Here is a 21,326-nt window from a genome sequence, read left to right as displayed (position 1 = left end):
GTCCTCCCCCGTCGGCGTGCCCACCCCCCACGGGCACGCTGACCCTGAGACCGGCCGCGGGATCGTCGACCCCCACCCCTCCGACGATCCCCCGGCCGGTTTCTCTCTTTTCAGTCGTCGGTGAGCAGGCCCGCCTCGTACGCGATGATCGCGGCCTGGACCCGGTTGGTGGCGGCCAGCTTCACCAGCAGCCGGGAGACGTGCGCTTTCACGGTCGCTTCGCTCATGAACAGCTTCTTGCCGATATCGGCGTTCGGCAGTCCGCTGCCGAGCTCGACCAGCACCTCGCGCTCCCGCTCGGTGAGCTTGCTGACGCGTTCCTGCCCGACCCGGCGCCGATCGGCGCGTGAGTCCTTGGCGTAGTGGCCGATCAGCCGCCGCGTCACCGCCGGCGACAGCATCGCGTCTCCGGCCGCGACGACCTTGATTGCCTGCACCAGCTCTCGCGGCGGGGTGTCCTTCAGCAGGAACCCGCTCGCCCCGGCCTGCAGCGCCCGGAACACGTAGTCGTCCAGATCGAACGTCGTCAGTACGACGACCTTCGGCGGATCGGGCAACGCCTGTACGGCGCGGGTCGCGGCCAGCCCGTCCAGCCGCGGCATCCGGATGTCCATCAGTACGACGTCGGGCCGGTGCTTGGTGACCATCGCGGCGGCGTCCGCGCCGTCGTCCGCCTCGGCCACCACTTCGAGCTCACCGTCGGACTCCAGGATCATCCGCAGGCCGGCCCGGACCAGCGCCTCGTCGTCCACGATCAGCAGCCGTGTCATCGCTCCCCTTCATCTGCACCTACCGGTGCCACAGTCTCGCTCTCCCGACCGGTCGACCACGGGAGCCAACCCTCGACTCGCCAGCCACCGGAGGGCGTTGGACCGGTCGAGAGTCGGCCGCCGACCAGGACGACACGCTCGCGCAGCCCGACCAAGCCGGCTCCGGCGCCTGGTAGCAGCGAATCAGCCGCCACCGGCCGGACATTCGTCACCCGCACCGTCACGCCCTCTCCCCGACCGCCGGCCACCAGCACCTCCGTCGAGGCACCGCGCGCATGCTTGTGCACATTGGTCAACGACTCCTGAACGATCCGGTAGACCGTCCGCCCGATCGACTGCGGTACGTCGGCCGCCAGCGTGATCTCGCTGGTCACGGCCACCCCGGCGGCGCGCGAATCGGCGACCAGCCGCTCCAGGTCGACCGCCTGGGGCACCGGCGCCAGGTCGGCTCCGTCGACGCTGGTGTCGGAGCGCAGGACGCCAAGGACTTCGCGCAGATCCTCCATCGCCTGCCGAGCCGTCTCCCGGATCAGCCGGGCCGAGCCCTCGACCTTCTCCGGGCCGACTGCCGGGTTCACCTCGAGCCCGCCCGCGTGCAACGCGATCAGCGAGACCTTGTGCGCGAGGACGTCGTGCATCTCCTGGGCGATCCGGGCCCGCTCTCCGAGCCGGGCCTGTTCGGCCCGCAGTTCGCGCTCGGCCTCGGCCCGCTCGGCCCGGTCCTGCCACGAGGCGACGAGATCGCGGCGGGCGCCCACGAACGCTCCGATCGCGACCCACGTCCCGATCAGGAACGGTCCGGTGAACACCGACACCCAGAACGCTTCGCCGGTGAGCCCGCTGTTCGCGACCAGAGCGACGTACCCGAGGAAGGTCAGGATCGCCAGGATCAGGTCGCGGCGCCGGATCGCGAGTGTCAGCAAGGCGAGGCCGAGCGGCACGAAGATGCCGCCGACCAGCATCGCAACGATCCCGATCAACGTGACCGTGACCGGGAAGCGGCGGCGCCAGAGCAGCGCTACGGACGAGACGATGCCGGCGGTGAGGACGGCCCAGCCCTTGAGGTGCCAGCCCGAGTCGCCGGTGCTCGCCTGCGCGACGACAGTCAGCAGGCCGAAGAACACGTACAGGAAGTCGCGGATGCGCGGGGCATGCGTGCGCCACCAGGCGTACCACCGGCGCAGACGTCGCATTCACCCAGCGTAGTGGCGGGGTCTGCCGCGCACCCTCCCCCATGAGGTTAGGTTCGGGCGGCCTGATCGCAGACTTTCGTAGGGGGTGGTCGCAGCCGGTAGCCCGATGTGCCGGAGGGGGTCCCGGCGGTTGACTCATTGTCATGATCACCGTCGAGAACCTGACCAAGCGCTACGGCAGCACCACGGCTGTCCAGGATGTGTCCTTCACCGTCCAGCCCGGGAGCATCACCGGCTTCCTCGGCCCGAACGGCGCCGGCAAGTCCACCACGCTGCGGATGCTGACCGGGCTCACCCCGCCGTCGTCCGGTACGGCGACCATCACCGGCAAGCGGTACGTCGAGCTGCCGAACCCGGGTCGGGTCGTCGGGGTCATGCTGGACGCCGCCGCGCAGCACGCCGGCCGCACCGGCCGCGAGACGCTGGCGCTGAACGCGAGCCTGCTCGGGGTCCCGAAGGGCCGCGCGGACGAGATGCTCGAGGCCGTCGGCCTTGCGCACGCCGCGAAGCGCCGCGTCGGTCAGTACTCACTCGGCATGCGGCAGCGGCTCGGGATCGCGAACGCACTGCTCGGGGATCCCGAAGTACTGATTCTCGACGAGCCGGCCAACGGCATGGACCCCGAGGGCATCCGCTGGATGCGCGGACTGCTCCAGGACTTCGCCGCCCGCGGCGGCACCGTGATCCTGTCCAGCCACCTGCTCGGTGAGGTCCAGGCGACCGTCGACCGGCTGGTGGTCATCGGCGGCGGCCGGATCGTCGCCAACGGTTCGCTCGACGAACTGCTCGCCGGGAGCGGCACGCTGGTCCGCGGCCTGGACCCGGTCGGCCTGAACCAGGCGCTGACCGCGGCCGGCCTCAGCCTCGAGCCGCTGCACGACGGTGCCCTGCGGGTCGACGCCACCGCCGAGCAGGTCGGGCGCGCCGCCGCGGCCGCCGGCCAGGTCCTGCTCGAACTCCGCCAGAGCGACGGCGCCGGTCTGGAAGAGCTGTTCTTCCAGCTCACCGCCACGCCCGCGGCCGCCTGATCACCCCGACCTTTTCCTGGAGACGAACACCATGACCACTCTGACCGAAGCCGCGCCGGCCACCCCGGCCAAGCACAAGGCCGCAGCCGGTACGGCGCTGCCGCCCGCGCGCGGCCAGTCGTTCCTGAAGCTCGTCACGATCGAGCTCCGCAAGTCCGTGAACACCCGCAGCGGACGGGTCCTGATCGCCGCGATCCTGCTGATCGCGCTGGCCGCGATGACGTGGCAGATCACCCACCTGCCGAAGGGAACGGTCGGCTTCGACGGGTTCCTCGGCGCCGGATCGACCGGCGCGATGCTGATCCTCCCGGTCATTGGCGTGATGGCGATGACGTCGGAGTGGACTCAGCGGACCGCGCTGACCACCTTCACGCTGTCGCCGCGCCGGGTGCGGGTCCAGCTCGCGAAGTTCGTCTCGGCGGTCGTGCTGAGCGCCGTCGTGATGACCGGGGTCGTCGTACTGGCTCTCGGCGGTACGGCGCTCACCGGCGCGATCACCGATCACGCCACGACGTACGCCGGCTTCGGCAGCCAGCTCAGCGGCGCCTACCTGACGATGGCCCTGAACGTGGTGATGGGCGCCGCCTTCGGCGCGGTGATCGCCCAGACCGCGGTCGCGATCCTGGTCTACTTCATCGCCCCGACCGCCTGGTCGCTGGCCGGCCCGGCGCTGTTCAAGGACAACGCGAACTGGCTGGACGTCTTCGCCGCCTTCGGCCGGATCGCGGAGCGCGATCTGAACGGGATGCTGCCCGAGACGCTGACCGCGATCGGCGTTTGGGTGGTCCTGCCGACCATCGTCGGACTGTGGCTTAGCTCACGCCGCGAGGTCAAGTAACACCCACCGGACGCGGCGGGGTGGGGCGGTCTGAGGGGGCCGGCCCACCCTGCCGGCACGGTGATCGGACCTCTCCGGCGTCCGCCCAGGGGGCCGGTGCGTGTGTCGATCCCCAGCTCCGGGTATCCTTGAACCACGATTACTGACGACTGATCCGTGGGCGCCACGCAGCGTACCCGGTTGACTTGTGCGAGGGGGTCGACGCTATGGGGCGCGGCCGTGCAAAGGCCAAGCAGACGAAGGTCGCACGCGACCTGAAGTACCGCACCTGGGACACCGACTTGGACCAGCTCAAGCGTGAGCTGGCCGGCGGAGAACAGAGCGGGACCGTTTCTGCGAACGGTGACAACGACGGCGACGACAGCGACGCCGACGACTACCATCCCCGTCGGTAAACATCAGCCCGGCTGAGCTGCTCAGCGCCCCCGGTGGGGACTGAGCAGTTCTCCGTGTGTCCGACGTAGTTCCACCACACCAGCACCATGCGGTGATGTTGTGCTGCCAAAGCCGGCGGGCTGAAGCAGCACACCGCACCACCTGGCGCTACCGCTCGGTGGACGTGTGCGCAAAAGGACCCCCGCGCCCGGCTCTGGTCGGACGCGTGCGCCTTACCGCGCCCGGTGAAGTCCGGGCGCGGTTTTTGCGGTGCTTACTTCGCGTAGGAGCCTTCGAGGGTGGCGGCTCCACCTGGTGCGGCCAGGACCTCGCCGCAGACCCAGGCGGGGATGTCGCGTGCTGCCAGCTCGGCGATCGCGGCATCGGCGGCCGACTGGTCCAGGACCGCGACCATGCCTGCGCCCATGTTCAGCGTCTTCTCCAGCTCGAGCAGCTGGACCGACCCGAGCTCGCCGACCAGACCGAAGATCGGGGCCGGGGTCCAGGTCGACCGGTCGATCCGGACCGAGAACTCCGCCGGGATGACGCGGGCCAGGTTCGCCGCGAAGCCACCGCCGGTGATATGCGACATGGCGTGCAGCGGGCTGTTGCCGTCCTTGTTCAGCGCCCGGATCAGCTCGAGGCAATGCTTGGCGTACACCCGGGTCGGCGTCAGCAGGGTCTCACCGAGCGTGGTCCCGAGCTCCGGAACCTCCCGGTCGAGCGCCCACTTCGCCCGGTCGAAGAACACGTGCCGGACCAGCGAGTACCCGTTCGAGTGCAGACCCGACGAGGCCATCGCGACGACCACGTCACCTGCGCGCACCCGCTCCGCGCCAAGCAGCTCGTCCGCCTCGACCACACCGGTCGAGGCGCCGGCGACGTCGTACTCGTCGGCACCGAGCAAACCCGGGTGCTCCGCGGTCTCGCCGCCGACGAGCGCCGTACCGGCTTCGACGCAGGCTTCAGCGATGCCCTTCACGATCTGCGCGATCGTCTCCGGGACCACCTTGCCGGTGCAGATGTAGTCGGTCATGAACAGCGGCTCGGCACCGCAGACGACCAGGTCGTCGACGACCATCCCGACCAGGTCGAACCCGATCGTGTCGTGCTTGTCCATCCGCTGCGCGATCTGGACCTTGGTCCCGATGCCGTCGGTCGAGGTCGCCAGCAGCGGCCGCCGGTACGCCGTCAGCGCACTCGCGTCGAACAGCCCGGCGAACCCGCCGAGACCGCCGACCACCTCGGGCCGGGTCGCCTTCGCCACCCATTCCTTCATCAGCTCGACGGCCCGGTCCCCGGCCTCGATATCGACTCCGGCGGCGGCGTAGCTGGCGCCTTCGGTCACGTTCTTCTCCTCGGTACGACGTCGGCCGCGGTGCCGACGGGGTAGGTCGGTCGTTACGGCCGGCTGAGGGCGTCGGCTGCGCCGCCACCACCGACGACGGCGGCCAGGCCGTCCGCGTCCGTCACCGGAACCTCGAGCAGGTGCTTGCCCAGGTACTCCGGGTCGGGCAGCGCGACCGGGTACACACCGTCGAAGCACGCCCGGCAGAGCTGGTCCTTCGGCTGGTTGGTCGCCTCGACCAGCGTGTCCAGGTCGATGTACCCGAGCGAGTCGGCGCCGAGCGAGCGGCAGATCTCCTCGGTGTTCAGCCCGTTCGCGATCAGCTCCGCACGGCTGGCGAAGTCGATCCCGTAGAAACACGGCCACTTGACCGGCGGGGCGGTGATCCGGACGTGGATCTCCTTCGCCCCGGCCTCGCGCAGCATCCGGATGACGGCCCGCTGGGTGTTCCCGCGGACGATCGTGTCGTCGACGACCACGAGCCGCTTGCCTTCGATCACCTCGCGCAGCGGGTTCAGCTTCAGCCGGATCCCGAGCTGGCGGATCGTCTGACTCGGCTGGATGAACGTCCGGCCGACGTACGCGTTCTTGACCAGTCCCGATCCGTACGGGATGCCCGACTCCTCGGCGTACCCGATGGCACCCGGTACGCCGGACTCCGGCGTCGCGATGACCAGATCAGCCTCGGCCGGGTGCTCCCGGGCCAGGCGACGACCGATCTCGACGCGGGTCGAGTGGATCCGCTGGCCGGAGATCTGGGTGTCCGGGCGGGCGAGGTACACGAACTCGAACAGGCAGCCCTTCGGGTCCGCCTCGGCGAACCGCTGCGAGCGGAGCCCGTCCGCGTCGACCGCGACCATCTCACCCGGCTCGACCTCACGGATGAAGCTCGCGCCGACGATGTCGAGCGCCGCGGTCTCACTCGCGATCACCCAGCCGCGCTCCAGCCGGCCCAGCACGAGTGGGCGGATGCCCTGCGGGTCGCGAGCGGCGTACAGGGTGTTCTCGTCCATGAAGATCAGGCTGAAAGCGCCCTTCACCTTCGGCAGCACCTTCGCGGCAGCCTGCTCGATGGTGAGATCCGGGTAGCCCGCCAGCATCGACGTCAGAATGTCGGTGTCGGAGGAGGCGGAGTGCTTGGCGTTCGCCTTCGCGTGATCGGCGGCCGCGTCCAGACCCAGATCGAGGTCACCGCCGCCGTTCAGACTGGCGGCCAGCTCCCCGGTGTTCGTCAGGTTGCCGTTGTGCCCCAGCGCGATCGACCCGGTCGCAGTGGACCGGAACGTCGGCTGCGCGTTCGCCCACACACTGGACCCAGTGGTGGAGTACCGGCAGTGCCCGATCGCGATATGCCCTCTGAGAGAGGCCAGAGTCGCCTCGTCGAACGCCTGACTGACGAGACCCATGTCCTTGTAAACGAGAATCTGACTCCCGTTACTGACCGCGATCCCCGCCGACTCCTGCCCCCGGTGCTGCAAGGCGTAGAGCCCGAAATAGGTGAGTTTGGCAACCTCTTCCCCCGGCGCCCAAACCCCGAAGACGCCACAAGCGTCCTGCGGTCCCAGGTCCTGAGGGTCCAGATCATGAGTGAGCCGACCATCGCCACGAGCCACACCAGCAGTCTACGCGACGGATGGAGGTGGCTCGGACGCGGTGAAATACAGAGGGCCGACCGGGCGGGGCCAGCCCTAGATCGTTAGGGCCACTGCCAGCAGGCGCCGCAGGTGCCCTCGGGGTTGTCCCCGGCGGTCACCGATTCGGGAGCCGCAGAAACCGTCAGCACCAAACTCGCCGCGAACGACATCGCAACCACCACAGAGAGTATCTTCTTGATCACAACCCGCCCCTTCGAAATAATCCGGAACCACCCATTGAGTGCCCTTTGTCGACGCTCTCTGTATATGGTCGGTTCCGACAGGTTCACCAGGAGGATTTCGTGCTCGATCCGCTCGGTGTGGATGAAGCCACCTTTGCGGTCTACCACGCCCTTCTCAGCCAGCCTGACAGTACGCCGGAGGAGATTGCCGCGCTAGTGCATCGTCCGGTTAACGATGTACATGAGCTGCTCGACAAGCTCCGGAAGCTCGACCTCCTGGTTCCTACCTGGGCAAATCCTGACGGCGAACACGCAGTTCATCCCCGCGTCGGCCTCGCCAATCTCGCTGAACGCCGCAGAACCGAACTGAATGCGGAGTTGGGACTCCTCCGCGAGGCAGAGGCGACCGCCGAGGTTGTCGCGGAGCAGTACAACGAGCTGCTCACCGCCCGCAGCAGCGGCGACGTCGAGGTGATCAAGGGCCGCGCCAACGCCTCGCGTCGTATCGACGAGCTGGCACTGAAGACGCGCGACTCGTTCTGGGCCTTGATCCCGGCCCATCTCGACGAGGCGACCCGCCCGATCGAGGGGTCACCAGACCAGCCGCTGCTGGAGCGCGGCATCAAGATGCGCGCCGTCTACCTGCAGAACATGATGGAGTCCAAGGCCGCCGCGGAGTACGCCGCCGCGATCCACCGCATGGGCGGCGAGGTCCGAGCCACTCCGACCCTCCCCATGCGCCTGCTGATCTTCGATCAGCAGATCGCCGTCATGCCCATGGATCCGGATAACCACACCGCCGGCGCGGTTATCCATCGCAGTCCAGCAGTCGTCAACGTCGCCAAGGCCCTATTCGACGCGTACTGGGCCCGCGGCTCCGAGCTCTTCTCTCCGGATGATCGCGACAACGAGTCGCCGCTCACGCCGCACGAGGCCGAAGTACTGCGTCTCCTCGCGGGTGGCGCGAAGGACGAGCAGGTCGCTCGACTGCTGGGCATCTCGCTCCGGACCGCTCGACGGATTACGGCGAACCTGTCCGAGCGGCTCGACGCGGCCAGCCGGTTCGAGCTCGGGGTGGCGGCCGCGAAACGCGGCTGGGTCTGAGTGTTCGAGTCGCTGGGGCTGTCACAGGAGAGCCTCGACCTCTACCGCCTGCTCCTGCAGAAGCCGGAACTGGCCAACAAGGCGAACCGCACACAGCTCTACACCGAGCTGGGCCTGCCGGAGGAGGAGGCGGAGGCACGCCTCGAACACCTGCGGGAGCTCGGCTTCGTGGCGCCCCGCTGGGATGTCGGCGACGACGAATACCCGGTGGACCCCGCCCTGACTCTTGAGCGCCTTGCGGCCACACGTCAGTCGATGATCAGCGACCTCACGCAGGAACTCGACACCGATCGGCTCCGCGCGAGCGAATTCATTTCTGACTACAAAAGATTCCTGGTCCAGAACTCCGTGCCTGATGTCGAAATTCTCGATGACGGCGACAAGGCAAACCTGCGAATGCGAAATTTTCAGCCCACCAAATCAGTGTGGGGCATGGCTAAGCCAGGGATTCTGAAAGCACCCACGGCGACCAGCGATTTCGCCGACAAGCACAATATGGCGCGCGGAGTCGAATCTCGGTATCTCATATCGGAGGCGCAGATCAAGCCCCGCGAGGGCCGGGTGTGGATCGACTACCTGTTGGACATGGGTGGGAAGGTTCGAATCGTGCCGTCGATACCGTTCAAGCTGGTCATTTTCGACGGGGAGTCTGCGGTGATGCCGCTCGATCCGGACAACTACGACGCCGGGGCTGTGGTGCACCACAGCAAGGCCGTCGTACGGATGGCTATCGAGATGTATGAGCACTACTGGCGGCACGCGGATCGGTCTTTCGAGCGGACGCCTGAGCCGGGCGAGCTCAGCGCTCAGGAGTCGGAGTTCCTCAGATTCCTGGTGCAGGGCGCCACCGACGAGCAGGTGGCTCGCAAGCTGGGCGTCTCCATGCGAACGGTTCGCAGGATGGCAGCCAAGCTGAGTGAGCAGGTAGGCGCATCTGGCCGCTTCGAGCTGGGCGTTCGGGCGGCTCAGCGGGGATGGGTGGATTAGCCCCAGTCCCAGGCTCGGGGGCGGGTGCAATTGTTCTGCGGGCAGGCCAAGGCAGAGCTCCTGACGGACGGGGCGGGCGGCGGGATATGTCACGCCGAGGGGCAGCGAGGCTTGCTGCTGGGACAAGTCAAACAGGTGCGTGGAATCGGCGGCAATGGGCCCGAGTGGCCGGGGTGGGACGTTGGCCGGGAGCGGCCAAACGCCGTTCAGCTTGCCGGTCTGGACCAATTCCGCACGAATTCGTGCAAACTCCAGGGAATGCCGTGACCAGGCGGCGCCCGTGGTCTATACGAGCGACCGGCACGCCGTACCGTCTGCGGAACATTGCCACCAGCAACCGATTGTCGACGGCTGCCGGACCACTCGATTCCGGCCGGGCAGAAGTCGCGGCCGGTGCGCTGCGCACGGCCTGAGTTCGGTCATCCTGGCCGTATCCGAACGATGCACGGTGTTCGACCTGCGGCAAAGTGTGTCCGGGCAGCTCAACCGAGGCGCTCACGAAGGTGGGGCGGACCTGCGCCACTCACCAACCCGCTCCTGGCCGCATCGGGCAGGCCACGCTGAGCGTAAACCCACCGGCCCACGCAAGGTTGGTGAGTGCCTGCGGTCCGCCCTGTCCCGAGTCACCCATTCGCCACGGTGGCTTCGCTCGCCGCGGCCTCACGAGCAGCCCGGCTCCGACTGTGAGGAGAGTGTCGCCGGTAAACGATGTACAACGACAGGGAGGTCACATTCGACCGCCCACTCGCCACACTCGGCGACCAGACAGGCCCAAGGGCGACCCTGCGGCGACCTCGGGTAGAACGACGAAACGGCTGCCGCGGAGCGCGGCAGCCGTTCGGAGGAACGATCGGGCTAGATGTTTTTGAGGGCTGCCAGGAGCTTCGTGAGGGAGTCCCGGGCGTCGCCGAAGAGGAGGGTGGTCTTCGGGTCGTAGAGGAGTTCGTTTTCGATGCCGGCGAAGCCGGGGCGCATGGAGCGTTTGAGGAAGATGACGCGCTGCGCCTCGTCGGCGTTGAGGATCGGCATGCCGTAGATGGGGGCCGACGGGGTGGTGCGGGCCGCGGGGTTGACGACGTCGTTGGCGCCGACGACGAGGACGACATCGGTGGACTTGAAGTCGCCGTTGATGTCTTCCATTTCGCGGAGCTGGTCGTAGGGGACCTGGGCTTCGGCGAGGAGGACGTTCATGTGGCCGGGCATCCGGCCGGCGACGGGGTGGATGGCGTAGTCGACCTTGACGCCGCGGTTCTGGAGTTCTTCGACCAGGTCGCGCAGCGTGTGCTGGGCCTGGGCCACGGCGAGACCGTAGCCGGGGACGATGATCACCTTGTTGGCGTAGCCGAGCAGGATCGCGACGTCTTCGGCGCCGCCGGAGATGACGGGACGCTCGGACGCCGTACCGGCGCCGAGGGTGGAGCCGCCCTTGATGGCGCCGAAGAGGATGTTGAAGACCGAGCGGCCCATGGCGTCGGCCATCAGCTTGGTCAGCAACGTACCGGCCGCACCGACCAGGGTGCCGGCCACCAGCAGCAGCGTGTTGCCGAGGACGTAACCGCCGGCAGCAACGGTGAGGCCGGTGAAGGCGTTCAGGAGCGAGATGACGATCGGTACGTCGGCTCCTCCGACCGGCAGCACGAGCATCACGCCGACCGCGAGGCCGACCAGGCAGAGCAGTACGCCGACCCACACCCGCGGGTCGGAGACCAGGAAGCCGGCCAGCACGAGGCTGCCGAGGATCGAGGCGATGAAGAGGACCGGGAGCCCGGGGAAGGTGATCGGGCGGGTGGTCATCAGTTCCTGGAGCTTGGCGAACGTGACGATCGAGCCGGAGAAGCTGATCGCGCCGACCAGGATCGTGAAGGCGGTCGCGATCGCGGCGACGGTGGCGCCGTCGGGGACCTCGCCGAGCTCCATCAGTGCGACCAGGGCGGCCGCGCCACCGCCGACACCGTTGAACAAGGCAACGAGTTGCGGCATGTGGGTCATCTGGACCCGGCGCGAACCGACCACGCCGCCGACGGTTCCGATCGCGAGTGCGACCAGGATCGGGGCCAGGTGGTCGGGCTTGTAGGCGACGAAGGTGATGATCACGGCGAGGACGGCACCGGCGGCGCCGAGCAGGTTGCCGGTACGGGCCGACTTCGGCGACGAGAGCGCCTTGAGGGCGACGATGAAGCAGACCGCGGCGATCAGGTACCCGATCTGGGCCCAGGTCGGGATCACTTGCCGAGCTCCTTCTTGCGGGCGGCCGGGGGCTTGAACATCTCGAGCATCCGGTCGGTGACGACGAACCCGCCGACCATGTTGACGGTCGCGAGGACGACGGCCAGCAGCCCGACGATCACGACGATCGTGGACTCGGCCTGGCCGGTGACGATGATGGCGCCGACCAGAATGACGCCGTGGATCGCGTTCGCACCGGACATCAGCGGCGTGTGCAGGGTCGAGGAGACCTTGCTGATCACCTCGACGCCGACGAACGCGGCCAGGACGAAGATCGTCAGCAGCGCAATGGATTCGGTCATGCCGAAGGCCCTTCAAGGAGTTCGCGGGTCGGCTCGTGCAGGACGGTGCCGTCGTGGGTGACGCAGCAGCCGCGGACGATCTCGTCGTCGAAGTCGGGGTCGAAGGCGGCGTTGCGGGTCATCAGCCGGATCAGGTTGGCGATGTTCTGCCCGTACAGGCGGCTGGCCGGGCCGGCCATCTGGCTGGGCACGTTCGCCCCGCCCCAGACGAGTGCGTTGCCGATGGTCAGTTCGGTCCCGGCGACCGAGCCTTCGACGTTGCCGCCCTGTTCGGAGGCGAGGTCGACGACGACCGAACCGGGCTTCATCTGCTCGACCATCGCGCGCGACACCAGCATCGGCGCGGTCCGGCCCGGTACGGCGGCAGTCGTGATCAGGGCGTCCGCGGCCGCGACGTACGGCGCCAGCAGCTCGCGCTGGAGTTGTGCCCGCTCGGCGGTCATCTCGCGGGCATAGCCGCCGGGACCGTCGAGGGTGCCGAGCTCGAGCGTGATCGGTACGGCGCCCATCGAGGCGATCTCTTCGGCGGCGGCCGTGCGGACGTCGTACGCCTTGACGACACCGCCGAGGCGCTTCGCGGTCGCGATCGCCTGTAGGCCCGCGACGCCGGCGCCCAGGACGAGGACCTGGGCCGGCGGGACCGTGCCGGCCGCCGTCATGTTCAGCGGGAAGAACCGCGGGAGCCGTTCGGCGGCGACGATCGCGGCCCGGTAGCCGGCCACCAGGGCCTGCGACGACAGCGCGTCCATCGACTGGGCCCGGGAGATCCGCGGGACCAGTTCCATCGCGAACGCGGTCAGCTTGGCGCGGGTCGCCGATCGGATGATGTCCGGCGGATTCGTCGGCAGGAACGACAGCAACGCCGTACCGGCGTGCAGTCGCTGCAGGCGTTCGCGCTCCAACGGCTGCACCGACGCCACGATGGTGGCCGCGTGGTCGGCACCCCAGGCCACCTCGGCGCCGGCGTCGCGGTACTGGTCGTCGGAGTAGAGCGCCCGCTCACCGGCGGCCGGCTCGACGGCAACCTCGTACCCGAGCTCGATCAGTTTCGCGACTTGTTCCGGCACCAATGCGACCCGGCGCTCGGCCGGCCTGGTCTCCCGTACCACTGCGATCTTCACTCGCCGAAACCTATGCCAAACCGAGCGTTGTCGGAAACCCTGGTCGCTACGTCGTGGTCAGGTTGTGTCCTGCAACGGCTTTAGGCGTTGTCTGCGAGGTTCTGCAGGAGCAGCGCTTCGGCCAGGCAGACCTTGCGGAACTCCGCCAGGTGCAGGCCCTCGTCGACGCCGTGCGCGCGGGTATCCGGGTCCTCGACGCCGGTCACCAGGATGGCCGCCGACGGGAAAACCCGCTGGAACTCGGCGATGAACGGGATCGATCCACCCATGCCCATGTCGATCGGCTCGACACCCCAGGCGGTCTGGAACGCCGACCGGGCCGCTTCGTACCCGGCGCCGCGCGCGTTGATGCTGCACGGCTGGCCGACCTCACCCTCGGTGACGGTGACCTGAGCACCCCACGGCGCGTTGCGCTCCAGGTGTTCCTTGAGCGCTGCACTCGCCTTCACCGCGTCATCACCCGGAGCGACCCGCAGGCTGACCTTGGCCCGCGCGACCGGCACCAGCGTGTTGCTGGCCTCGGCGACGGCAGGCGCATCAATACCCAGTACGGCGATCGCCGGGCGCGTCCACAACCGGTCGACCAGCGAACCGGAGCCGGTCAGCCGCACCGACTCCAACACACTCGACTCGGCGCGCAGACGGTCTTCCGGGTACACGACGTCAGCAGCGCGCGACGCGTGCAGACCGTCAACAGCGACATCACCCTTGTCGTCATGCAGTGTCGCGAGCAACCGGCACAGCGCCGACAGCGCATCCGGAATCGGTCCACCGAACAGCCCGGAGTGCACAGCGTGGTCGAGTGTCCGCACCTCGACGTACGACTCGACCAGTCCGCGCAGTGACACGGTCAGTGCTGGGTGGCCGACATCCCAGTTGCCGGAGTCGGCGATGACGATCGCATCCGCGGCCAGGTCGGCGGAGTACTCGTCCAGAAGCTGCAGCAGGGTCGGCGAACCGATCTCCTCCTCACCTTCGACGAACACCGTCACGCCCACCGGCAGATCGTTGCCAAAGGCCCGTACGGCGGCCAGGTGCGCGGCAATACCGGCCTTGTCGTCGGCCGCACCGCGACCGTAGAGCCGATCACCGCGCTCGGTCGGCTCGAAGGGGTCGGACGTCCACTGCTCGACCGGACCGGTCGGCTGCACGTCGTGGTGCGCGTACAGCAGCACGGTCGGCTTCCCGGCCGGCGCCGGTTTCTTCGCGATCACCGCGGGCGCACCCTCGCCGGCCCGGACGATCTTGACCGTGAACCCTTCCGCCTCGAACAGCGCGGCGGTCGCCTCGGCGGACCGCTGAACGTCGCCCGCGCGGGCTGCTTCGTAGCTGACCGAGGGAATCCGGATGAGGTCCTCGAGGTCGGCACGGACACTGGGCAGAACGCGGTCGATCGCCGCGGACAGATCGGTCATGGGGCCTACGGTACGGCGTTGTCCGGCGGCCGCTCACGCCGAGCGCCTTCGACTCCGTCACACGCCGAACCGTTCCCGGTGGGTGGTTGTCGCCTTAGGGTGAGGCAGTTGTAACTTTCCGCCCCATTCGAGAACAGGACAATGCCATGTCCCGGCTCCGCCCGCTCATGTCCGCCTTTCTTCTGACCGCCACCACCCTGACGGCCGCCGCTCTGCCTGCGCAGGCCGCGATCTCATGCGACACGGCCACCACCGGTGGCGCGACCTTCTACGACGGCCCGTCGGCCTCCAAGAAGTACGACGCCCGCTTCAGCAACAGCGCGAGCATTCCGAACCTGAGTACCCACACGCCGCAGGGCGCCGGCACTTGGTACAACTGGGACGGCAGCGGCAAGAACCTGCTGCTGGTCGGTTCGTACCGTGAAGGCGCCGACTCGCAGATCTACGGCATCGACCCGGCCACCGGCTCCACGGTCGGCGTGGTGGCGGTGGCCGAGTCGCACATGGGCGGCATCGCCGTCAGCAAGGGCTGGGCGTTCGTGTCCGGTGCGGGCTCCAGCATCCGCAAGTACAGCCTCACGGCTCTGCGGGATGCCATGAAGGCGGCCGGTACGCCGTACCTGACGCAGGTCGGTACGGCGCGGGACGTGGCCGCGGCGTCGTTCATCGGCACCTACGGCGACTCGTTGTTCGCCGGCTCCTTCAACGAGACCGGCCGCGGCGCCATGTACGAGTACAAGATCGCCGACGACGGCACGCTGACCACGCTCTCCGGTGCGTGGGAGATCCCCACCAAGACGCAGGGCCTCACTGTCACAGCAGGTCATTTCATCTACAGCACGTCGTACGGGCGGACCAACCGCAGCAACCTGTACGTCGTGAAGCGCGGCCAGAAGGATCTGGACGCGGCAGCGCTCAGCTGCTTCCGGGCGCCGAGCATGACCGAGGGAATCACCGAGTACAACGGGACTGCCTACCTGGTCTACGAATCCGGCTCGCACCTGTACGCCTCGGACCCGGACACGCTCAACGTGATCCCGCGGATGCACAAGGCGTCGATCTCGTCGCTGACCTCGCTGGTGCCTTAAGGCTGGTACTTCACCGAGTTCACGACGGTTTCGCGGACCTTGGCATTGTCGTCGCGCACCTGGATCTGTAGCTGCGTTGTGCTGTTCAGCTGCCGGAACTGCTCGGTGACCGACGGACCGCTGCAGGTGTAGCGGAAGGTCGCCAGCTGCTGGCCACTGTCCGTCTGGCCGCCATCCGGTGCAACCGGCTGGCAGCCGGGCGGCGGTGTGCTGGTTGTCGGCAGTTTGGTGGCGTTGGTGACCTGCACGAAGACGCCCTCCACGGAGGCGTCGGTCCGCCAGCCCGCTGTGTTGTTGGCGACCAGCAGCCGGTGCGCGGCGGTGTCCTCTGCCTTCTGCGACCAGTCCCGCAGCGCCTCGACCGACAGCCCGGCGGACTCCACCTTGACCGGACGAGACAGCACGTACTCATAGCCGCCGTACCCACCACCGGCCGCCAGCAGTACGGCGAGCACTCCGGCAATCACGCGGCCGCGGGCGGACCGCTTGGGCGGCGCCTGCGTCAACTGGTTCGCGCTGGACAGCGCGGTCTCCTGGTCGACGCGACCAATGACAGGGCTCGCCGGAGGCACGTCTGACGCCGGAATCAGCCCAGCGGGGATCTTGCCGGTCGCATGCGCTTCGCGGAGAGCGTTGAGGAAGCTGTCGAGGTCCTGCCAGCGCAGATCGCGGTTCGGCTCCAGCGCACGCCGTACGACGACGTCGATGGCGTCCGGGATGTCCTTGCGCAGCGTGGTCATGGACGGCGGCGGCTTGTCGATCTGCATCACCGCACCGAGGCTGTTCACACCGTGCGGCGCCTGGCCGGTGAAAGCGGCGTACGCAACCGCGCCGAGCGAGTAGAGGTCAGCGCGGTGGTCCAGGCGATCGCCCATCACCTGCTCCGGAGCGACGTACGCCGGGGTGCCGCCGGGCATGGTCAGCTGGGAGACGTCCTGCACTGCCTTGCCCAGACCGAGGTCGCCGAGCATGGCGCGGTCGCCGCCGGCGATGCTGCGGAACAGCACGTTGGCCGGCTTCACGTCGCGGTGCAGGACCCCGCGGCTGTGCAGGTGCTTGAGGCCCCTGCCGACCTCGGTGATGATCCGGACCGCGTCGGCGATCTCCAGCGGGCCGGCCTTGATCTTGTCGGCGAGTGTGCCGAGGTCGGCGTACGTGATCACCAGGTACGGCCGGCCGTCCTCGGTCTCGCCGACGTCATGCGCACCCACGACGTACAGCGAGTCGACCTTGCGCAGGAACCGGCCCTCGGCCAGGAACCGGCGCCGGACGTCCTCGTCGTCGGTCCACAGGTCGGAGAGGATCTTGACCGCCACATCGGCGTCCAGCTGCTCGTCCTTGGCCAGCCAGACGGTCGCGAAACCCCCGGCACCGACCCGGCGGACCAGGGCGTACCGGCCGATCCGCTGGGGCTGGTCCATGCACGCATTATGCTCGATCGCTCCTGCGACTCGCTCGCCGGTGCGAACAAACGAGCGACTTCGTGCGTCTCAGCGAGGATGGAGCAGGTGTCGAAGAGGAACCGGCCGCTGGTGATCGCGGTGGCCGCGGTGGCGGTCGCCGCCGTGGCAGGTGGCGGCATGCTGGCCGCTGCCCGGGGTCCGGAGAGTCAGGCGGGCGCGGCCGCCGCGCCGCTCAGTCAGACCCCCACCAGTACGGCGCCGCTCACGGTGAAGATCGATGCGACCAAGCTGGCGACCGGACGCGACCCTCAGGTCGCCTATGTGCGCGGCCGCACTGTCATGGGTGGAGTGGGCAATCCGGTCAAGGTCCCGGGCACTCGGGACATCACCGCCGTCACCAGGCTCTGGGACACGACCTGGACCCTGCAGGTCGATGCGGCGGTGAGAAGCACCCTGGTGGTCCAGGACAGTCAGGGCGCGGTCCTGCGGCAGGTCAAGGACATCGACTCGCTCGCAGGCAGTGCTGACGGACAGGCCGTCGGCTATGCCGCAGGTGGCGACAGCGACGGCACGCAGGGCGCGACTGTGTATTACGAGCTCCCAGGCCGACCAGCGGTCACGCTGACACAGCCGAAGGCCTACGGCTTGCAGGTGCTGTCGGTGAGCGGCCGGACGGTGTTCTTCCGGAGCGCCACCACAGCAGGTGGCACTGAGACTCTCTCCCGCTGGGATGTCGATCAGAAGGCCGCCGTACCGATCTCGCGAGTGACGTCGCCGCAGGCGGTGACTGTGGACGCAACGCTGACCTCCAGCCTGCCGATCTTCACGGACAGCGGCGTGTGCTCGGCCGTAACCGAACTGGCGACCGGACTGCAGCGCTGGAAGACCTGCGAGAACCGTCTCGACACCTTCAGTCCAGGCAACGCTTTCGTGCTTGCCCTGCCGCCGAACACCGGTGGCCCGTTCGGGGTCGACACCGTCTCCGCCCTGAACGCCAAGACCGGCACAGTCATTCGCACCTGGACCGCGCCCACCATCGTGCGTCAGCTCGCCGAGGACGACGACCACGTCCTGCTCGAGTGGTACGCGGACGTCGACGCCCGCTCCCGCTCAGCCGTCGTCCGCTGCACCGTCAGCACCGGCCAGTGCGAGCTGGCCACGCCGCTGTCCACAGAACACCTGCTCCTCGGCTCATAAGGGCGAGAACGAACCTGTAAGGAGTCCCCGCCGATGCGGAACAACAACGGTCGCCTGATCGCCGTGGTGGCCTCCGTCGCCGTGGCCGCGGTCGCCATCGGCGCCGCCCTCGCCTACCGCCAAGCCCCCCAAACCGCCCAAGCCGACGCAGCTCCCCTGACCAGCTCCCCCAGCCTCCCCACGCCTTCCTGGTCAGCCAGTACGCCGACACCGACCGCCACGCCGTCGACGCTCAAGCCGACGGCGTCCGCCGTGACCAAGCTGAACATCAGCAAGCTCCCGCAGGGCCGTGAGCCCCAGGTGCCGTACCTGATCGGCCGTGAGGTGCACAGCGGCTCCAACTACAAGGTGCAGATTCCCGGCAAGGGCTCCGTTCTCAGCATGGGCCAGCTGGGGGGCAGCACTCTGGCGGTCGTCATGTACGAGCCGGACGGCGACGGCACCGAGCTGCTGAAGCTCGAGCCCGGCGGCACAGTCCGCCGTACGCCGGATGTCTCGTCCCTGGTCACCACAGCGGACCAGCGTGCCGCCGCGTACGCCGCCGCGCGGCTCAGCAGTCTCGGCGTGCCGAACAAGGGCGGCACTGTCTACGCGGAGACCGGAGATTCGCTGCAGTCGCTGAAGCTGCCGAACAGCTGGGAGGCTCGGGTCATCGCCTACACCGGCGGCAAGGTCTACTACCGCGCGAGCGACGAGGAGACCGGCCCGTGGAAGCTGTACGCCTGGGTGCCCGGTGAGGCGAAGGCGCAACTGATCAAGGCGGTCATCTCGCCGACTGCTGTCTCCGCCGACGGCCGCACCGCAGCCGCCATGCCGGTCCGCAACGACGACGGGACCTGCTCGAACGTCGTACAGATTCCGAGCGGCACCCAGCTCTTCCGCACCTGCGCGTTCCAGGTCCGCGGCTTCACTCCGAACGGCGCCATCGCCTACGGCGACGAGGACAACGCCGAAGGATTCTGTTCCGGCACGTCGGCCGCCTTCGAAGCGAACTCCGGCAAGGTCCTGCACGAATGGAAGGGCTGCTTCCAGGCGATGGCCGTCGAGGACGACCAGCATGTTCTCGTCGTCGCCTTCGCGACTCCGGCCGGGCAGACCGAGAAGGTCAGGACCGCCATCATCCGCTGCACGATCACCACCGGCGCCTGCGAACTCGCCACTCCGATCGGTACCGACACGCCTCTCGTGATCGGCAGCTAACACCTAGGGAGCACACTGGGCTGCATGACTCGCCTTGCGGTGCTTGCGGACATCCATGGAGTGTTGCCGGCGTTGGAGGCGGTGCTGGCGGAGAAGGACGTGCGGGCGGCGCACACGGTGGTGGTCGCGGGGGATGTGGTGAGCGGGCCGCAGCCTCGGGAGGTGTTCGATCGGCTGAAGTCAATGGGCGATCGGGCGGTGTGGGTTCGGGGGAACGCGGATCGCGAGGCGGTGGCGATGGCTCGGGGGACGTTCACAGGCGAGGCGCCGGATGCGGTGAGTCCTTGGGCTGCTGGGGAGCTGACGCCGGAGCAGGTGGAGTGGCTGGCCGAGTTGCCGACGTCGGTGACGTTCGGGGATGTGCTGGTGTGCCATGCGACGCCTAGGGACGACGAGGAGGTCGTGCTGGTGGACAGTCCAGTACGACGGTGGAGCGACGTACTGAGCACTGTGCCGGACGACATCAGGACCGTGGTCTGCGGGCACACGCACATGCCGTTCGTGCGGCAGGTGGATCGACGGACTGTGGTCAACGCCGGCAGCGTTGGCATGCCGTACGGCGCTCCCGGGCCCAGCTGGGCGCTGGTGACGCCGGAGGGCGTTCAGCTCAGGCGGTCCGCGTTGGACCGAGTGGCCGCGGCAGAGCAGATCATGAATACGTCGACGTACCCCGGACGGCAGGAGTGGCTCGACGCGTACATGCTGACGAACTACTCCGACACGGAGGCGCTGGACGCGTTCAGGGCACGCTCCGAGGGATGAGCGGCTACCGTCGTGGGGTGTTCGCACGGCGGCGGAAGCATTTCGGTACTCCGGCTGACAAGGCGACGTATGCGACTCTGCATACCGCCTCGTTGGCCAGTCCGCATTTGCGCGAAGGCCTGACGCCCGCCGCGGCCGGCAAAGCGAGCCGTCACCTCAGAGACCTCCTCGGTACGGCGGCCATCGCGATCTGCGACTCCTCCGGCGTACTGGCGTGGGACGGGGTCGGCGGCGCGTACGAGAGCAACCACCGTCGAGACGCCCGCTCGATCGCCGCACCGACGCTCCGCACCGGCCGCACCGCGATTCTCGGCGTCCACGACGTTGCCTGTGGAGACCCGCAATGCCCGATCCGTACGGCGGCCGTCGCGCCGATCGTGATCGAGGAGCGCGTGGTCGCCGTACTGGTCGCGTATAGCGAGCGCTCGTCGGCTGCACTGGTCAGAGCGACCGAAGAGGTCGCCCGCTGGGTCTCTGGTCAGGTGGAGCTCGCAGAGCTCAACAAGGAGCGCACGCGCGCCATGGAGGCCGAGCTGCGCGCACTGCGCGCTCAGATCAGCCCGCACTTCATCTACAACGCCTTGGCTGCCATAGCGTCGTTCGTCCGCACTGACCCGGAGCGAGCGCGTGAGCTGCTGCTGGAGTTCGCCGACTTCTCTCGCTACGCGCTGCGGCGGGGTGGCGAGTTCACCACGCTCGCAGACGAGCTGCGCAACGTGGAGCGCTACCTGGTCCTCGAGCAGGCGCGCTTCGGTGAGCGGCTGACGGTGTCGCTCCAGATCGCTCCTGAGGTGCTGCCTGTCGTCGTACCATTCCTGGTCGTCCAGCCCCTGGTGGAGAATGCCGTACGGCACGGGCTGGAGGGCACCACCGGCGTCGGCCGGATCACCATCCGCGCCCGGGACCAGATCAACGAGGCGGAGATCAGCGTCGAGGACGACGGCGCCGGCAGCGACCCCGAGGTGATCCGCGCGGTTCTGGCCGGTGAGTCCGCCAGCGACTCGATCGGCCTCGGCAATGTGGACGCACGGCTGCGCCAGGTCTACGGCGACGCCTACGGCCTGGTGGTCGAGACGCAGGTCGACGCGGGCACGAAGGTGACGTTCCGGATTCCCAAATACTCCTCAGGAGTGCATGCGTCCCCCTAGGGTGA

The 21,326-nt window shown here is 68.4% G+C and carries 19 protein-coding genes; 10 read left to right on the top strand and 9 right to left on the bottom strand.

Going from position 1 to position 21,326, the window contains the following annotated elements; translation table 11 throughout:
* Window positions 1–110 precede the first annotated feature (110 nt).
* Both ABZS29_RS28440 and ABZS29_RS28435 read right to left on the bottom strand, forming a co-directional pair.
* Entirely contained in the window at window positions 111–770 is a 660-nt protein-coding gene (locus ABZS29_RS28440; protein ID WP_355466292.1) for a response regulator transcription factor, read from the bottom strand.
* Entirely contained in the window at window positions 767–1,963 is a 1,197-nt protein-coding gene (locus ABZS29_RS28435) for a histidine kinase (RefSeq protein ID WP_355466290.1), read from the bottom strand. The genes ABZS29_RS28440 and ABZS29_RS28435 overlap by 4 nt, the downstream gene beginning before the upstream one ends.
* A gap of 143 nt (window positions 1,964–2,106) precedes the next feature.
* On the opposite strand from ABZS29_RS28435, the gene ABZS29_RS28430 reads away from it, so the two are divergent.
* The 3 genes from ABZS29_RS28430 to ABZS29_RS28420 all read left to right on the top strand — a co-directional run bounded on the left by ABZS29_RS28430 (window position 2,107) and on the right by ABZS29_RS28420 (window position 4,224).
* On the top strand, window positions 2,107–2,991 hold the full coding sequence (locus ABZS29_RS28430; RefSeq protein WP_355466288.1) for an ABC transporter ATP-binding protein: 885 nt from the start codon (window positions 2,107–2,109) through the stop codon (window positions 2,989–2,991).
* A gap of 31 nt (window positions 2,992–3,022) precedes the next feature.
* Entirely contained in the window at window positions 3,023–3,829 is an 807-nt protein-coding gene (locus tag ABZS29_RS28425) for an ABC transporter permease (RefSeq protein WP_355466286.1), read from the top strand.
* Window positions 3,830–4,035: 206 nt separating this feature from the next.
* Entirely contained in the window at window positions 4,036–4,224 is a 189-nt protein-coding gene (locus ABZS29_RS28420; protein ID WP_355466284.1) for a DUF3073 domain-containing protein, read from the top strand.
* A gap of 254 nt (window positions 4,225–4,478) precedes the next feature.
* On the opposite strand, the gene purM is transcribed toward ABZS29_RS28420, so the two are convergent.
* Entirely contained in the window at window positions 4,479–5,552 is a 1,074-nt protein-coding gene (purM, locus tag ABZS29_RS28415) for a phosphoribosylformylglycinamidine cyclo-ligase (protein WP_355466282.1), read from the bottom strand.
* Between the two features lie 53 nt (window positions 5,553–5,605).
* The gene (purF, locus tag ABZS29_RS28410) at window positions 5,606–7,165 is read right to left on the bottom strand and encodes an amidophosphoribosyltransferase (RefSeq protein WP_355466280.1); all 1,560 of its coding nucleotides are present in this window, start codon (window positions 7,163–7,165) and stop codon (window positions 5,606–5,608) included.
* 269 nt (window positions 7,166–7,434) lie between these two features.
* Between purF and ABZS29_RS28405 the strand changes: the two genes are divergently transcribed.
* Both ABZS29_RS28405 and ABZS29_RS28400 read left to right on the top strand, forming a co-directional pair.
* Window positions 7,435–8,472 carry a helix-turn-helix transcriptional regulator gene (locus ABZS29_RS28405; protein WP_355466278.1) on the top strand — a complete coding sequence of 346 codons (1,038 nt, stop codon included), beginning with the start codon at window positions 7,435–7,437 and terminating at the stop codon, window positions 8,470–8,472.
* Complete coding sequence (locus tag ABZS29_RS28400) at window positions 8,473–9,459, top strand: helix-turn-helix transcriptional regulator (RefSeq protein WP_355466276.1); 987 nt, start codon at window positions 8,473–8,475, stop codon at window positions 9,457–9,459.
* A gap of 855 nt (window positions 9,460–10,314) precedes the next feature.
* Here the strand turns inward: ABZS29_RS28400 and ABZS29_RS28395 are convergent.
* From ABZS29_RS28395 to ABZS29_RS28380, 4 genes are all read right to left on the bottom strand, one after another.
* Window positions 10,315–11,685 carry an NAD(P)(+) transhydrogenase (Re/Si-specific) subunit beta gene (locus tag ABZS29_RS28395; protein ID WP_355466275.1) on the bottom strand — a complete coding sequence of 457 codons (1,371 nt, stop codon included), beginning with the start codon at window positions 11,683–11,685 and terminating at the stop codon, window positions 10,315–10,317.
* On the bottom strand, window positions 11,682–11,987 hold the full coding sequence (locus tag ABZS29_RS28390; RefSeq protein WP_344153052.1) for an NAD(P) transhydrogenase subunit alpha: 306 nt from the start codon (window positions 11,985–11,987) through the stop codon (window positions 11,682–11,684). Before ABZS29_RS28390 ends, ABZS29_RS28395 begins: the two co-directional genes overlap by 4 nt.
* Entirely contained in the window at window positions 11,984–13,108 is a 1,125-nt protein-coding gene (locus ABZS29_RS28385) for an NAD(P) transhydrogenase subunit alpha (RefSeq protein WP_355466273.1), read from the bottom strand. The genes ABZS29_RS28390 and ABZS29_RS28385 overlap by 4 nt, the downstream gene beginning before the upstream one ends.
* Before the next feature lie 80 nt (window positions 13,109–13,188).
* Window positions 13,189–14,523, bottom strand: a complete 1,335-nt coding sequence (locus ABZS29_RS28380) for a dipeptidase (RefSeq protein ID WP_355466271.1) — start codon at window positions 14,521–14,523, stop codon at window positions 13,189–13,191.
* A gap of 146 nt (window positions 14,524–14,669) precedes the next feature.
* On the opposite strand from ABZS29_RS28380, the gene ABZS29_RS28375 reads away from it, so the two are divergent.
* Entirely contained in the window at window positions 14,670–15,611 is a 942-nt protein-coding gene (locus ABZS29_RS28375) for a hypothetical protein (protein WP_355466269.1), read from the top strand.
* On the opposite strand, the gene ABZS29_RS28370 is transcribed toward ABZS29_RS28375, so the two are convergent.
* Window positions 15,608–17,032, bottom strand: coding sequence for a serine/threonine-protein kinase (locus ABZS29_RS28370; protein ID WP_355466268.1), 1,425 nt, complete (start codon window positions 17,030–17,032; stop codon window positions 15,608–15,610). The genes ABZS29_RS28375 and ABZS29_RS28370 overlap by 4 nt on opposite strands.
* 87 nt (window positions 17,033–17,119) lie before the next feature.
* Between ABZS29_RS28370 and ABZS29_RS28365 the strand changes: the two genes are divergently transcribed.
* From ABZS29_RS28365 to ABZS29_RS28350, 4 genes are read left to right on the top strand one after another with little or no spacing between them, the layout of a single operon-like run.
* Complete coding sequence (locus ABZS29_RS28365; protein WP_355466266.1) at window positions 17,120–18,211, top strand: hypothetical protein; 1,092 nt, start codon at window positions 17,120–17,122, stop codon at window positions 18,209–18,211.
* 33 nt (window positions 18,212–18,244) lie between these two features.
* Window positions 18,245–19,411, top strand: a complete 1,167-nt coding sequence (locus ABZS29_RS28360) for a hypothetical protein (protein ID WP_355466264.1) — start codon at window positions 18,245–18,247, stop codon at window positions 19,409–19,411.
* Between the two features lie 24 nt (window positions 19,412–19,435).
* Entirely contained in the window at window positions 19,436–20,173 is a 738-nt protein-coding gene (locus ABZS29_RS28355) for a YfcE family phosphodiesterase (RefSeq protein ID WP_355466262.1), read from the top strand.
* Window positions 20,170–21,321 (top strand): histidine kinase, encoded by a 1,152-nt coding sequence (locus ABZS29_RS28350; protein ID WP_355466260.1) that lies wholly within the window; start codon window positions 20,170–20,172, stop codon window positions 21,319–21,321. Before ABZS29_RS28355 ends, ABZS29_RS28350 begins: the two co-directional genes overlap by 4 nt.
* Window positions 21,322–21,326 lie beyond the last annotated feature (5 nt).

Source organism: Kribbella sp. NPDC005582 (assembly GCF_040605415.1).
In the GTDB taxonomy this organism is placed as follows: domain Bacteria; phylum Actinomycetota; class Actinomycetes; order Propionibacteriales; family Kribbellaceae; genus Kribbella.
The sequence above is the reverse complement of the archived record's forward strand: the minus strand, read 5'-3'. Positions and strand labels throughout refer to the sequence as shown.